Raw genomic sequence first — 13,815 nt, forward strand, 5'->3', positions numbered from 1 at the left:
TTTGGATGACCGCATGACACATGAAGCCCCCCGACATCCCCTGCCACCTTTCACGGCAGAAACCGCGCGTGAGAAGGTCCGCCTTGCCGAAGACGGCTGGAACTCCCGCGATCCGGCCAAGGTGGCGCTCGCCTATACGCCCGACAGCTTGTGGCGGAACAGAGCCGAGTTTCCGCGCGGCCGGCAGGAGATCGCGGACTTTCTGACACGCAAGTGGGACAAGGAACTCGACTACCGGCTGATCAAGGAGCTCTGGGCCTTCTCCGGCAACCGCATCGCGGTGCGCTATGCCTATGAATACCACGACGACAGCGGCAACTGGTTCCGCGCCTATGGCAACGAGAACTGGGAGTTCGACGCGAACGGCTTCATGGCCCACCGCCATGCCAGCATCAACGAAAAACCGATCCGGGAGGACGAACGGAAATTCCGGTGGCCGCTCGGCCGGCGTCCGGACGATCACCCGGGCCTGAGTGAATTCGGCTTCTGAACCTCCAATCCAGCAAGGAAAGACAATCCCATGACCACACCAATCAAGCTTTACAGAAATGCCAAGTCCGGCCACTGCCACCGGGTTGAACTGATGCTGTCCCTGCTCGGCCTTCCCTACGAGGCGATCGATCTCGACATGGCGAACGGAGCGCACAAGGCACCCGACTTCCTGAAAATCAGCCCGTTCGGGCTGGTGCCCGCGATTGATGACGGCGGCTACACGCTCGCCGACAGCAATGCCATTCTCATTTACCTGGTGAAGACCTACGCAAAGGGATCGGACTGGCTGCCTGACGACCCCAAGGAAGCCGCCGAGGTACAGCGCTGGCTGACCGTTGCCGCCGACAACATCTATGCAGGCCCGTGCGCTGCGCGCCTGGTGAAGGTCTTCAACGTGCCGCTCGATCATCAGGCCGCGGTGAACAAGGCGCATGACCTCTTCAAGGTCATGGACGCGCATCTTGCCGATCGTAACTGGCTTGCAACGGACAAGATCACCGTCGCCGACGTCGCGGGCTACAGCTACATCGCCCACGCGCCGGAGGGCGGTGTCGACCTGGCGCCCTATCCAAACATCCGTGCCTGGCTGGAACGGGTTGAAAACCAGACCGGCTTCGTCGGCATGGCAAAATCGCCGATCCCGGAACTCGTCTAGGCACGACCGGGCGCGCCGGTGCCCCTCCTCTCCGGCGCGCCAGTTCTCACCACAAAGGAACACCAAGATGTTGACGTCACCCGCGAACAACCCGTTTCATTCCGGAGAACTGGAAGCCCAGGCACGCGCCGGCGTCGGCGACGTGGCGAAATGGGCCGGCGGCTTCATCCGCGATTACCTGCCCGAGCAGCATCGCCTGTTCCACACGTCTCAGCCGTTTCTGGTGGTTGCCGGAGGCGATCTCGAGGGGCGCACATGGATCACCGTCGTCGACGGGCCGGACGGCTTCGCGGCCTCTCCCGATCCGCGCCGGATCACGCTGGCAACCGAACTGGAAGCCAGCGATCCGCTTGCCGGAGCCTTCCGGGAAGGGGCCGATATCGGCGTTCTGGGCATCGAGCTAGCCACGCGCCGACGCAACCGCTTCAGCGGACGGGTGAGCACCAGTGCGGGCGGATACACCATCGATGTCCGCCAGACCTTCGGCAATTGCCCGCAATACATCCACGAACGTGCCTGGTCGCGGGCTCCCAGGACCGGGGCGGTCGAGGCCGTTCGCAGCACATCCCTCAGTGCAGATCAGATCAAACGGATCACATCCGCCGACACGCTGTTCATCGGATCAGGCCATCAGGGCGACGACGGCGCCGCGTCGAACGGCTATGACGCGTCCCATCGCGGCGGTGCGCCGGGCTTCGTGAAGGTGGTGGACGGCACGCATCTGCGGATACCCGACTACGCCGGGAACAACTTCTTCAACACGATCGGAAACATCCTGTCGAACCCGCGGATCGGTCTGTTGTTCGTCGACTTCGAAACGGGCGGCCTGCTGCATCTTGCCGGGCGGGCCACGATCGACTGGGATCCGCAGGGCGCTCAGGACCAGGACGCCTGGCGCGTCATCGACGTGGAGATCGATGCCGTACTCGATCGTCCGGGCGCGGTCGGACTGCGCTGGACGAAACAGGACCACCTCTCGCGCCCCCTGCGGCTGGCGGAGCGCGTTCAGGAAACGCCGACAATCACCTCGTTCTACCTTGAAGCTGCCGACGGACGCCCTTTGGAGCCGTTTGCACCCGGTCAGCATCTGCCGGTCGAGATCCGCATTCCCGGGCAGGCCGAGCCTTCAAAGCGCAGCTATTCGCTGTCAGGTTCGCCGGCGGACACGACGCGGTACCGGCTGAGCGTCAAGCGTGAGGACCAGGGGCTCGTATCGCGGCGTCTGCATGAGCACCTGCAGGTCGGCGCCCTGATCGAGGCACGCCAACCGTCGGGAGACTTCGTCATTCCCTGCGACGACTGCCCCCTGGTGCTGGTCAGCGCCGGCGTCGGACTGACACCGGTGCTGTCAATGCTGCATGCAAGCGCATTGCAGCAGAAACGACCTGTCTGGTACGTGCATGGCACCCGCAACGGCCGTGACCATGCGCTGCGCGCGGAAGTCGACCGGCTGGTCGCCGCCAATGACCAGCTTCGGCAGAAAACCTATTACAGCCAGCCGGACGATACCGATCTGCCCGACCGGGACTATGACGGCAAGGGCCGTGTGACTGCAGAGAGGCTGCTCGCGCTCAATGCCGGCCCCGAGGCCAGATACATGCTTTGCGGCCCGGCTGCGTTCCTGTCGGACATCCGCAACGGGCTCGAAGCCGCCGGCGTCCCTGAAGATCACATTCACTTCGAAACATTCGGACCGACGGGATGAATGCAACGCCCAGGTCAGGAACACCAGCGAGACACGCTGACGCCGCATCGATGACCGATCGGATCAGGCTGCTGGAACAAATGCTTGAGGCGCGGGACAGGAAGATCAGACGCCTGTCGGACGAGTTGCAGGCCTTGCGGCAGAAGGCCTGGGCGACAGATGCCTGCGGTGATGACCTCTGGGATCTCGATTGACGATGGCGCGCATGCGGATCGCAGCCGTTTCGACCCGGGACAAATCGCCCTCGAGGCGGACAAGCAATTGATCGCGGAATGCATCCGGTGTTTCATGCCGCATCGTATCACCTGCCGGCAGCGAACCTCCGGCCCCGCTTCCCGTTTTTGCAACCGAAACAGAGACAGCCCATGACCGAGCTTCCCGTCACGATCTCCCGCCTGAACCGTTTTCCGGTCAAGGGCATGAGCGCGGAACCCATGGGCTCCGTCATGCTCAAAGCAGGCGAAGGCATTCCGGGGGATCGTCTCTACGGTTTTGCACGATACGATAGCGGCTTCGATCCGATGAACCCCGAACCGTTGCCTAAGGAACGCTTTGTCGTCCTGGTCAAGGAGGCGGCGCTCGCAGGCCTGAAAACACGCTTCAGTCCGGACGGCGAAGTGCTTGAGATCGATGTGAGCGGCGAAACGCACCGGTTCGACATGAGGGAACCGGAGACACGCGGCGAAGCTGCCCGCTTCCTGCACGATGTCCTGAAGCTGAGCGACCCGGAACCGCCCGTTTTCGTATCTTCGGCGCCGCACCGATTCACGGATGTCTCGGTCGTGTCACCGCAGATGATGAATGCGATTTCGGTTCTCAACCTCGCGTCCGTAAAGGCCCTCGGCGAGCGACTGGGTACCGAAGTTCACCCGGGCCGCTTCCGCGCCAATATCGAGATTGACGGATTGCCGCCCTTTTCAGAACTCGATGCGATCGGACAGGTCCTGGCATTCGGCGATGTCCGGCTGCGCATCCTGTCGCGCACCAGACGCTGTGCTGCGACGGAGGTGAACCCGGTGACGGCGGAAAGGGATCTGAAGGTACCCTACCTTCTGCGCAAGGAACTCGGACACATGGACATGGGTGTCTATGTCGAGGTTGAAACCGGCGGCCAGATCCGTGCCGGACAGGACGGGGCGCTGAACCCCCAAGTGAACCAGGGGCTGTTTTGACGTCCTCGACCTACCAGCACCGCGCCGGATAAATCAACATATTCGCCTCTAAGATGCACTCCGGCTGCAGTGCAATTCGTTTGCAAGGCGCCACCGGTCGGTGGCAGACTGCCCGCCTGCTACAAAGCGGGTGTTCAGATGTTCAATCGCCAAGCGAACAATATTGCCAACGCGGTCCGGCTGCTCGTCGCCATGAGCGGTATGCTTTCGGCTCCCGGCCTGAAATCCGGCCTCGGTGTTTTCGACACCATACGAAAGGTTGCCGCCCGTCCGCCAAAGTCACTCACGACCATGGCAGACGAGCTTGATCGCGCGGCCCGCACGGTTTTTGACAGCTTTCGCGAGCTGCCGGTAGATGCGGATATCCGTTTCGTTCAGATGGTGGAGATCGGCCTGCTGACCCCTGCCGAGATCACCGAGGCAGGCATGGATGCCGAAGCATGCGCCGGAGCCATGCTAGCCAAGCTCAAGGACGAAACGGACCCGTCGCGCGAGTTGCGTCACGCCGGGATGCAAAGCGTTTTTCGCGCGATCGTCGAACCCACGCTCGGCCGCCTGTTCCGCACGAAGGAATATGCTGCCGATCTGACCCCGGCCTTCATGACAGACATGCTTCAGACGGCGCGCCGCTCGGAAGACAAACTGGACAATGTCGCGGAGCGGCTGGACGATCTCGAAGAACAGACACGCGGGACCCTCGACCTCCTCGCCTACCATTTCGGCCAGAAAGATCCGGAAGCCATGTCGCTCCAGGACGTGCGCGGCTTCTTGAACAAGAAGGCCCAGGACTACCACGCCCTGAAGGAGGAAGTCGAAGCCCTGCGCGGCACACTGGCCAGTGAGGACGATGCCTTTGCGGATGTCGACAAGGCCATCGAGAGACTGGACCTCGACGAGGCCAACCGTCTCCTGAGCGACCTAAGGGAAACGGCAACCGCTTCCTTGCAAGCACCTCTGGAGCGGAACGCCAGGATCCTGGAGGCGCAGGCGCGCGTCGCGTTTCTGAAGGGAGACCCCGCATCGGCGAAGCAACGTCTTTTGATGGCAGCCGACAGCCTTGCCGTGGTCAGCGAGGAAGCGTATCACCGCAAGCGCTTCAACGCCGCCCGGCTCCTGCACGAACACGGCTTGAGTTATGGCGGGGATGCCATTGCGCAGGCCATCGAGCTGGCCGAGGAAACCCTGCCCGCGGCGATGGAAACCGTGCCCACGGCAGAATTGCTCGTGATGCACCACGCCTATGCTGCGATGCTTGAGAACCAGGGACGCCGCCTTGCGGAACCGGACGCGTCGCAGTGCTTTGACCGTGCCGCACAAATTCACGAACTCATTATTCAAACACTTGCCATGGACCACGGTAACGAACCCATCCGCGCCGCGGCCCTGACAAGTCTTGCCGGCGTGTTGACCGAAAAGGCCAGACGCCAACCCCGTGAAAGCGCATATGCGCTCTTGCAGCGTGCGCAAAGCTGCCACGAGGAAGCGATCCAGATCCTGGACCCGAAGGAAGACCGGGGCAACTGGATCAGTGCGAAGTCCGGGCTCGCCGCCACGCTGCGGCACTTGTCCGGCCTGGATCCCGAAGCGTCCCCGAAGCTCCTTGATGCTGCCGCAACTGCATTGAACGACATCGACAGCACAGTCTCGAGGGAAGAAGACCCGGAGGCCTGGCGGATCAACCTCTACAATCTGGCGAACATATATGCGCAGCAGGCCGAGCATGCGGACGGATCGGACAGGCGCGGATTGCTGACCGCCGCTCTGCAGAACTACGGCAAGGTGCTGGATGCCCTCTCGCCCGGCAAGCAGCCCGTGACCTGGGCTTCAACCCTCTTTGCGCGCGCCCTTTGCCTGTCGCAGATGGGTGCAATGGGGGGCGAGGACGGGCTCAGCGCGATGACCGCCGCCGTGAGCGACCTGCTCGATGTCTACGAAGTTCAAACACGTGTCGGGTCCACCTTCGAAACGGGGGCCACGCTGCGCACCCTGGCGACTGTTCATGAAAACTCTGCGGCGCTGGAAATCTGCACCGACCCGGTCTGCGAACTCGAAAAGGCGGCACACTTCCTTGAGCTGGCGCACCAATCCTTCTTGGAAGCCGGAGCGGAGCAGGACGCGCTAGAGATCGCGGCAGCTCAGGAACGCGTCGCGGAGAAGCTTTCGAAGGTGTCCTGACCGGGCGCGCCGGATACCGGTCTTGCTGCATATCACCAATAGGGACCGAAGGGCCGGCAAAAGGGTTTGCGTTCACGCGGGTTTCCGCTGGCCGCGCCACAGGATGAACAGGCCGGAGACCACGATCAACCCCGAACCGACAAGCATCTCGAAACTGAGGTGTTCGCCGAACACGAAGACCCCGAGGCCAATTCCGAAAAGCAGGCGCGAATATCTGAAAGGGGTAACGGCCGACACTTCACCCGTCCGCATTGCCTTCATCAGGAAGGCATAGGCCGCGACGCCGGCAAGGACAGCTCCGAGCAGCAGGGCAGACAGCACCAGCCCGGGAAGAACGAAGGCTTCACCCTGCACGAAGGTATAAAGGACGCCCGCGACGACGACGGACAGGAAACCGTAGAACCCCAGCAGCACGGTTCCGATCGTGGCCGGTGCAATCCGGCTGGCAAGATCGCGTCCGGCAAAACCGATCATTCCAATAACCGCGAGAAGTGAAAGCGGCGAGAATCCGTCCGTGCCGGGTTGAACGATGACGATGACGCCGGCAAGCCCGATCCCGATCGCAAGCCATCGGCGCCAGCCGACTTTCTCCTTGAAGACCAGCACCGCGCCCGCGACGACCACGATCGGGGTCGCCTGAAGAATGACGGTGGCGGCTGACAAGGGGATCAACGCGACCGCAAGCACGTAGAACAACCGGCCGGTGATCTCGAATCCGGCCCTGACAAGCATAGGACGGGAAACCACATCGCGGACGAACAGCGGCTCCCTGTTCCAAAGTGCCACGGCCGCAAATACGATCATGCCACCGACGCCGAAGAGGCACAGGATCTGGCCGATCGGAAGCGCACTTGCGGCCGCTTTGACAAAGACGTCCTCGATGGCGAAAGCCCCCATCGACAGGATCATCCAGCAGCTGCCGGCGAGGTTCGCCTTCCGGTCCGTTGCAATTGTCGTGGTCAAGAAGCCTCCAAGGGGGCGGGAGGGGGGCGGAGTTCCGAACTGCGGTTGGAGATCGGTCAGCCGGACCAACCGTCTCCGACCCGTGCGCCATTTGTCCTGCCCGGTCAAGCGGGAAGATGCGTTGTCAGAGGAAAACGACACGCGGCCGCGGCGGGTTTCACAAGCCCGGCTCCTTATCTAGGCACCGGTCTTGCAAATGCGTTGCGCGCGTCTTCAACAGGTTCTCGGCAACAGCAGCCTTCGAGATGGTCGTTGACCATACCCATCGACTGCATGAAGGCGTAAACGGTCGTCGGGCCGACAAAACTCCAGCCGCGTTTTTTCAGATCCATGGAGAGCGCCGTGCTTTCGGCGGTCTTTCCGAGCGTCCTTGCGGTCGCAAAATCTATTTTCGGCGGCCGGTTTTCGGGCGCCGGTTCGAAGGACCAGAAATATGCGGCCAGCGAGCCGAACTCCTTGTGCAATTCCAGGGCGCGGCCGGCATTGTTGATGGTCGACTCGATCTTCTTGCGGTGGCGCACGATGCCGGCGTCGGCGAGACAGCGCTCGACATCGTCTTCGGTGAAGGCTGCGACCTTGTCGAACTCGAAATTGGCGAAGGCCGCCCGGAACGCCTCGCGTTTCCTCAAGATGGTCAGCCACGACAGCCCGGACTGGAAACCTTCAAGACAGATTTTTTCAAAAAGACGGCGGTCATCCTCGACCGGCCAACCCCATTCGGTGTCGTGGTAGTGCATGTAGTCGTCCAGGCCGCCGTGCCACCAGCAGCGGTCCTTGCCATCTTCTCCCCGGAGAAGTCCCGTGACGGGATCACGTTCGGGTTTCGCGCCTTTGGCCGTGGTCTGTTCGCTCATGTCTCACCCAATATTCACTGTTTGTTCTTTTTCTATCGATCCATCAGACGATATTCAAGGCGCGCCGGACACAAAAAAGCCCGGCACAGGCCGGGCTCTGGATCACCTTGCTGTTCCGAGATCACGCAAACAGGGCGTCGATGTCGTCCTGCGTGGCAACATCCGTGTCGCTTTCCAGCGCCGGACCATTGAGGAGGGCCGCATCGCCTTCCTTGATGTCGCGTTCCTCGACCGAAATGTCCTTGAACGTCTCGATGCCGCCCCAGATGTCCATCATCTGCATGATCCTGTCCTCGACGAAGCGCAGCGTGCCGACGACCTTGGTGATGCGCTGGCCGGTCAGATCCTGGAAGTTGCAGGCCTCGAAGATCTGAACGACCTTGTCCTGGATGTCATTTGCCAGCTCTGAATCCTCCTGGCCGACCCGGGCGGACAGGGTGTTGGCGGTTTCATCAATGAACTCGGCGGCTGCGAGGATCGTTTCGGTCGCGCCTTCGGTGCCATCGACGACTGCATCCAGTTCGTTGGTCACGCGGGTCATTTCCTCACCCTTGGACCCGGTCGTATGGTGCAGCGTAGCGATTTCCTTCTTCGTCTGCGCGATCGCTTCGTAAATCGCATCGAGCTCGACTTTCAGCTTTGCCGCTTCCGAAAGCTCCTTACGGAACTCGGCCATGAATTTTTCGCTCATCTCTTCCGGATTGAGCGCATTTTCCTGAGCGACCCCGCCTCTACTGATAAGGGATTTGAGACTGCTGATCTCCGAAAGGACTTCCTGGTGCCGACGTTCTTCGGCGAAGACGGGATCGTTGTCGACCCCGGAATTCATACGTATCAAGCTTTCCGCCCGAAAGGATCTCTTCACCGCGGCCATGCCAACTCCCGTCCCTTGCCCCACTGGCGCATTTAAGTACCCGTTAGCCGATTGATAGCAGGGGAAGTTTAAGGAAATGTTTTTGCGGTACCTGCTGAAATTTACAAAGGTCGAGGCACATTTAGTTCCCCGTCTCATGTTTTATTCCCAAACGGTTTGGTTATCTTTTTCTGCGAAAACTTGAGGCCATCGATTTGTGATTTGTACCGGCTCGATCACGAATGCCGTGAAACCGGTGAACTTGTGTGGCTGTGAAAGGCGTTCTGAAATATATGAAGAGTATGCGTTTTCGAAACCTGCCCGCTCTGTTGCTCAGTCTGCTCATCCCGGCGCTCGTCGCCGCCGGGCCGGTTCGCGCCGCAAACGATTCATTTTCGACCGAAGAAATCCTGAAGGGGTTTGAGAAAACCGTCTTCGGGCTGGAATATCGCAGCTGGAGCTGGCGGCCTTATCTAGTGAAGAAATTCACCCAGCCGGTCACCTTCTACGTTCACAATCTTTCCCGCCGTGACCGCACGCGCGTGGTGCACCGCTTCGTGCGCGAGATCGATCGCCGGATCGGCGGACTGAAAACCAGTATCACCAACGACCCGGCTGCTGCGAATTTCGAGGTCTTCGTGGTCGATCGCGCGCAGTACGTTCCCGTTGTTCAGCGCGATATCTACAAGAACAACCGGGCCAAGGTGCCCGGACGGTGTCTCGTTCGGGTCGTGTCGGGCCGGAACGGGATCAAAAGGTCCGCCGCGGTCATCGTGTCCGATGAGGGTGAGTTCCTGTTCAACCGCTGTCTCGTGGAAGAAATCCTGCAGGGCCTCGGCCCCATGAACGACAACCGCGATCTGACGCATTCCGTCTTTAACGATGCATCGCGTCACAGCCGCTTCACGATCTTCGACCAGATCATTTTGAACATGCTCTACGATCCGCGGATCCGGCCGGGCATGTCGATGAAGCAGACCAAGCCGCTCCTGCCCCTGGTGGCGCGCGATGCACGCCGGCGCGTGCGTTAACCAACGATCCGCGAAAACGGCAAGGATATCAGTGCGCCAAACGGCTGCGTTGCGGGGCAGCGGCACGCCACAAAGATTCCATTAATCCTGTTTCGCAAGACTTGGATAACCATAAGAAACATTTACCGAATTTCTCACTTCGGGATTCACTTTTGAAAGAACTTGCGTCCGTATCATCCTTGCCAGTTCGTTAACCGGTCCGTTCAATTGCCGGTGGACTTGGTCGAAGTTGAGTAAAGAGTGCCGCCATGTTCTTTCAGATGAAACGTTCCTGGAACGTCTTGTTTCTTGCCGGAGCCGTCCTTGCCGGCACCGCGTTTTTCTCAGGTCCGGCAATCGCCGGACAGGTTGCCCCTCCGCCGCTGGTCCTCAGCCCCAATCTCACGGAGCCCTGGATGATGCAGCTGCAGCCGGGAGCCGCCCGCCGCGCTGCGCCCGTCCAGCGCCGGCAGGTTCAGCAGCCCCAGGTGCGCCGCGCCAACTGGTGGTCCCGGCGGATGGAACCGGCCCGCCAGCAGCCGAAACGGCAGACACGCCAGATCGCACCGCAGTTCCTGCCGACGATCGTCGAGTACAACGGCAAGCATAAGCCCGGCACAATCGTGATCGACACCAATGCCCGCTTTCTCTATCTCGTTCAGTCGGACGGCACCGCGCGCCGGTACGGCGTGGGCGTCGGCAAGCCCGGCTTCGAATGGGCCGGATCCCACCGCATAACACGCAAGGCGGAATGGCCGGACTGGCGTCCGCCCGCAGCCATGCGCAAGCGCCGTCCCGAGCTGCCGGCCTTCATGGCCGGTGGGCCGGAAAATCCGCTCGGCGCACGTGCGCTTTATCTCGGATCGACCCTCTACCGCATTCACGGTTCCAACCAGCCCTGGACCATCGGACACGCGGTCTCGTCCGGCTGCATTCGCATGCGCAATGAGGATGTCATGGACCTTTACGAGCGCGTCGGCGTCGGCACCCGGGTCTACGTCCTTTAAGGCAGCGCCCCTGGCCCAGATTTCTGACACGGAAACGCACGGCTTGCCCGTGCGTTTTGCGTCCGGGGGCAAGCGACGCCTTGCACAAATTCCCGTTTCTTTGCAGTTTGTCTGCGTGACCGAGCGAATCCCCGCTCCGATTTTTCAGGACCAAAGGGTATGGCCCGGCGCTCCGACATTTTCTCCGCAAGTTCCGACACGGCCTATTTCCTAAAGGCCGCACTGGTCGGTCTTCTTGTCGGCGGACTTGCGACCGGCTTTCACGCGGGCCTGGAGTTCCTGTTTGCGCAATATGCCGCCCTGAGAAGTTCGCTCGGCGGAGGGGTTCTTCCCTACGCGGTTTCGATCCTCCTGTCCGCATCCTGCGTGACCGCTGCCTTTCTGCTCGTGCAGCGGGTTGCGCCCGAAGCCGCAGGCAGCGGGATCCAGGAAATCGAAGGCGCGATGGAGGACAAGCGACCGGTACACTGGCCACAGGTCCTCATCGCCAAGTTTTTCGGAGGGCTGCTCGCGCTCGGGTCCGGGCTTGTGCTCGGGCGGGAAGGACCGACCATCCACATGGGGGCGATGACGGCGGAAGCACTGTCGCGATCGCACAACATGTCGTCCGCCGACCACAAGGGGTTGCTAGCTGCCGGCGCTGCGGCCGGACTGGCCGCCGCGTTCAACGCGCCGCTTGCCGCCATATTATTCATCGTCGAGGAAACACGGCGCCAGTTCCCGTTCGGCTACCGGACCTACATGGCCGTGATCATCGCATCGATCCTCAGCGCCGCCGTGACCGAACAGCTGACCCAGACCGGGCCGCTGCTCGTCGTCGACGTCAATTACCTGCCCGTGTGGAGCTATGTTCTTCTGGCGGTGCTGGGCATCTTGCTGGGAGCTCTCGGCGTCTTCTTCAACCGGGCACTGATCACCGTGATGGATCTCTTCCTGAAGATCCCGAAACGTCTGCGCTGGCTGCCCGCGCTGGCGATCGGTGCGGTCACAGGCATCTTGCTGAACGCGTTTCCGGACGCGACCGGCGGAGGCGAAGATCTCGTTCATGACCTCATCTCCAGCCACTACGGTGTGCTTGCCCTTTTGCTGCTGACCTTTTTGAGATTCGGCGGCGTCCTGTTTTCCTACGCGTCCGGCGTCCCCGGCGGGATCTTCGCCCCGATGCTTTCCATCGCGACCTGTGCCGGTCTTGCCTTCGGCGTTCTGGCGGTCGAAACGCTTCCCATCGAAGACGATTTCCGCTCGGCCTGCGCCGTTGCCGCGATGGGCGGTTTTTTCGCCGCTTCCGTCCGTGCGCCGCTTGTCGGCGTCGTGCTGGTCATGGAGCTGACGGGAGCGTACGCGCTGATCATGCCGGTCCTGGTCACCTGTACGACGGCATCGCTGACCGCGCATCATCTCGGCGGCAACCCGATCTACGAAGAGCTGCTGGAGCGGACATTGCGGCTGTCGGGACAACCGCAGGATACGGAGCCGGACAAGACGCCGGTTCAACTGGGCACGCGCGAAAGCTGATAGCGCGCAGCGTTTCTTCTACTCCGCTGCTTCCGCCGGGCGCGAGGCAAGCGCTTCGGGCTGTTTGCCGCCATAGACCCAGTCAAGAAGCTCGGCCGTATGCAGGATCGGGATCTCCGTTCCCAGGCCGATCTGCGTCATGCAGCCGATGTTGCCCGTGGCGATCACATCGGGTGCCGTTTTCTCGATGTTGGCGACTTTGCGGTCCCGGAGCCTGCGCGCGATTTCGGGCTGCATGATGTTGTAGGTTCCCGCAGAGCCGCAGCAAAGGTGGCCTTCCGGCACGTCCTTGACGTCGAACCCCGCGGCCTTGAGCAGATCTTTCGGCTGCCGCGTGATTTTCTGGCCGTGCTGCATGGAACAGGCCGAATGATAGGCGACCGTCAAACCGGGTTTGAGAGCGGGGGCGCCGAGATCGACTTCCGTCAGGAACTCGGTGATGTCCTTGGCAAGCGCGGACACCCTGGCCGCCTTTTCGGCGTAGGCGGGATCCTCGCGCAGCATGAATCCGTAATCCTTGATGGTGGTGCCGCAGCCGGAGGCAGTGATCAGAACCGCATCGAGCCCCTCACCGTCAGCCTCGTTGATCCACACGTCCACATTCCGCCTGGCATTTTCCAGTGCGCTGTCTTCCTTGCCCATGTGATGAACGAGCGCTCCGCAGCAGACTTCGCCCCTGGGCAGGACGATTTCGTAGCCGGCCCGCCGCAGCAGCCGGATCGTGGCGTCGTTGATGGCCGGGTTGAGCACCGGCTGGGCGCAGCCGCTCAAAAGCGCGACGCGTCCTTTCTTCGATGCTGTTTCAGGTTCGAAAACGCCCGGTCCCTCCAGCTCTCCGCGTATCGGCGCAGCCGCCGGGGCCAGTTCCAGCATGGCCCCCATTCTGGCGAGCGTTCCGCCCATCGACTTCAGGATGCCGGCGAACGGCCGGCCGAAGAACGCGCCGATCAGGGCGAAGCGGAAACGTTTCGGATATGGCAGGACAAAAGAAAGGATGCCGCGCATCAGCCGGTCCGGCAACGGACGCTTGTACGTCTTTTCGATATGCGCGCGGGCATGGTCGACGAGATGCATGTAGTGCACCCCGGACGGGCATGTCGTCATGCACGCCAGACAGGACAGGCACCGGTCGATATGCTTGACGATCTTGTCATCCGCCGGGCGATCGTTCTCGAGCATGTCCTTGATGAGGTAGATGCGGCCGCGCGGGCTGTCGAGTTCGTCGCCAAGCAGCGTGAAGGTCGGGCAGGTGGCCGTGCAAAACCCGCAATGCACGCATTTGCGCAGAATTTTCTCTGACTCCGCAACATGACTGTCCTTCAGTTGCTCAGCGGTAAAATTCGTCTGCATTGCGCCGTGCGCCCTCTCCGTTGCTCCAGATCGCGCGATGGTAAGCTTTGGCCCTAGGGGGCAC

General features: G+C 61.6%; 13 protein-coding genes. 9 read left to right on the forward strand and 4 right to left on the reverse strand.

The annotated features are described in order from the left end of the window. The first annotated feature begins 13 nt into the window (after window positions 1–13). From ACO08A_RS04415 to ACO08A_RS04440, 6 genes are all read left to right on the forward strand, one after another. Complete coding sequence (locus ACO08A_RS04415) at window positions 14–490, forward strand: DUF1348 family protein (protein WP_422040006.1); 477 nt, start codon at window positions 14–16, stop codon at window positions 488–490. A 30-nt stretch (window positions 491–520) separates the two neighbouring features. Then, complete coding sequence (locus ACO08A_RS04420) at window positions 521–1,147, forward strand: glutathione S-transferase family protein (protein ID WP_422040007.1); 627 nt, start codon at window positions 521–523, stop codon at window positions 1,145–1,147. A 67-nt stretch (window positions 1,148–1,214) separates the two neighbouring features. Then, window positions 1,215–2,852 (forward strand): pyridoxamine 5'-phosphate oxidase family protein, encoded by a 1,638-nt coding sequence (locus tag ACO08A_RS04425; protein WP_422040008.1) that lies wholly within the window; start codon window positions 1,215–1,217, stop codon window positions 2,850–2,852. Window positions 2,853–2,902: 50 nt separating this feature from the next. Continuing rightward, window positions 2,903–3,046: a hypothetical protein gene (locus tag ACO08A_RS04430; RefSeq protein WP_422040009.1), complete on the forward strand. Its 144-nt coding sequence runs from the start codon at window positions 2,903–2,905 to the stop codon at window positions 3,044–3,046. A gap of 171 nt (window positions 3,047–3,217) precedes the next feature. Continuing rightward, the gene (locus ACO08A_RS04435) at window positions 3,218–4,024 is read left to right on the forward strand and encodes an MOSC domain-containing protein (protein WP_422040010.1); all 807 of its coding nucleotides are present in this window, start codon (window positions 3,218–3,220) and stop codon (window positions 4,022–4,024) included. A 138-nt stretch (window positions 4,025–4,162) separates the two neighbouring features. Further along, complete coding sequence (locus tag ACO08A_RS04440; protein ID WP_422040011.1) at window positions 4,163–6,199, forward strand: hypothetical protein; 2,037 nt, start codon at window positions 4,163–4,165, stop codon at window positions 6,197–6,199. Between the two features lie 72 nt (window positions 6,200–6,271). Here ACO08A_RS04440 and ACO08A_RS04445 read toward each other — a convergent pair whose 3' ends face one another. The 3 genes from ACO08A_RS04445 to ACO08A_RS04455 all read right to left on the reverse strand — a co-directional run bounded on the left by ACO08A_RS04445 (window position 6,272) and on the right by ACO08A_RS04455 (window position 8,845). Beyond that, window positions 6,272–7,162 (reverse strand): DMT family transporter, encoded by an 891-nt coding sequence (locus ACO08A_RS04445; protein ID WP_422040012.1) that lies wholly within the window; start codon window positions 7,160–7,162, stop codon window positions 6,272–6,274. Between the two features lie 173 nt (window positions 7,163–7,335). Beyond that, window positions 7,336–8,016: a DNA-3-methyladenine glycosylase I gene (locus ACO08A_RS04450; protein ID WP_422040013.1), complete on the reverse strand. Its 681-nt coding sequence runs from the start codon at window positions 8,014–8,016 to the stop codon at window positions 7,336–7,338. 121 nt (window positions 8,017–8,137) lie between these two features. Then, on the reverse strand, window positions 8,138–8,845 hold the full coding sequence (locus ACO08A_RS04455) for a protein phosphatase CheZ (protein ID WP_422041710.1): 708 nt from the start codon (window positions 8,843–8,845) through the stop codon (window positions 8,138–8,140). A 326-nt stretch (window positions 8,846–9,171) separates the two neighbouring features. Here ACO08A_RS04455 and ACO08A_RS04460 point away from each other — a divergent pair, with 326 nt between their 5' ends. The 3 genes from ACO08A_RS04460 to clcA all read left to right on the forward strand — a co-directional run bounded on the left by ACO08A_RS04460 (window position 9,172) and on the right by clcA (window position 12,401). Continuing rightward, window positions 9,172–9,900: a DUF2927 domain-containing protein gene (locus tag ACO08A_RS04460; protein WP_421981565.1), complete on the forward strand. Its 729-nt coding sequence runs from the start codon at window positions 9,172–9,174 to the stop codon at window positions 9,898–9,900. Between the two features lie 260 nt (window positions 9,901–10,160). After that, window positions 10,161–10,886 (forward strand): L,D-transpeptidase, encoded by a 726-nt coding sequence (locus ACO08A_RS04465; RefSeq protein ID WP_422041711.1) that lies wholly within the window; start codon window positions 10,161–10,163, stop codon window positions 10,884–10,886. A 159-nt stretch (window positions 10,887–11,045) separates the two neighbouring features. Next, a complete protein-coding gene (gene clcA / locus ACO08A_RS04470) occupies window positions 11,046–12,401 on the forward strand; it encodes a H(+)/Cl(-) exchange transporter ClcA (RefSeq protein WP_422040014.1) in 1,356 nt (451 codons plus the stop codon). 18 nt (window positions 12,402–12,419) lie between these two features. Here the strand turns inward: clcA and glcF are convergent, their stop codons facing one another. Next, window positions 12,420–13,751 (reverse strand): glycolate oxidase subunit GlcF, encoded by a 1,332-nt coding sequence (glcF, locus tag ACO08A_RS04475; protein ID WP_422040015.1) that lies wholly within the window; start codon window positions 13,749–13,751, stop codon window positions 12,420–12,422. Between the last annotated feature and the right edge of the window lie 64 nt (window positions 13,752–13,815).

The organism is Roseibium sp. (genome assembly GCF_965232425.1).
Classification (GTDB): Bacteria; Pseudomonadota; Alphaproteobacteria; order Rhizobiales; family Stappiaceae; genus Roseibium.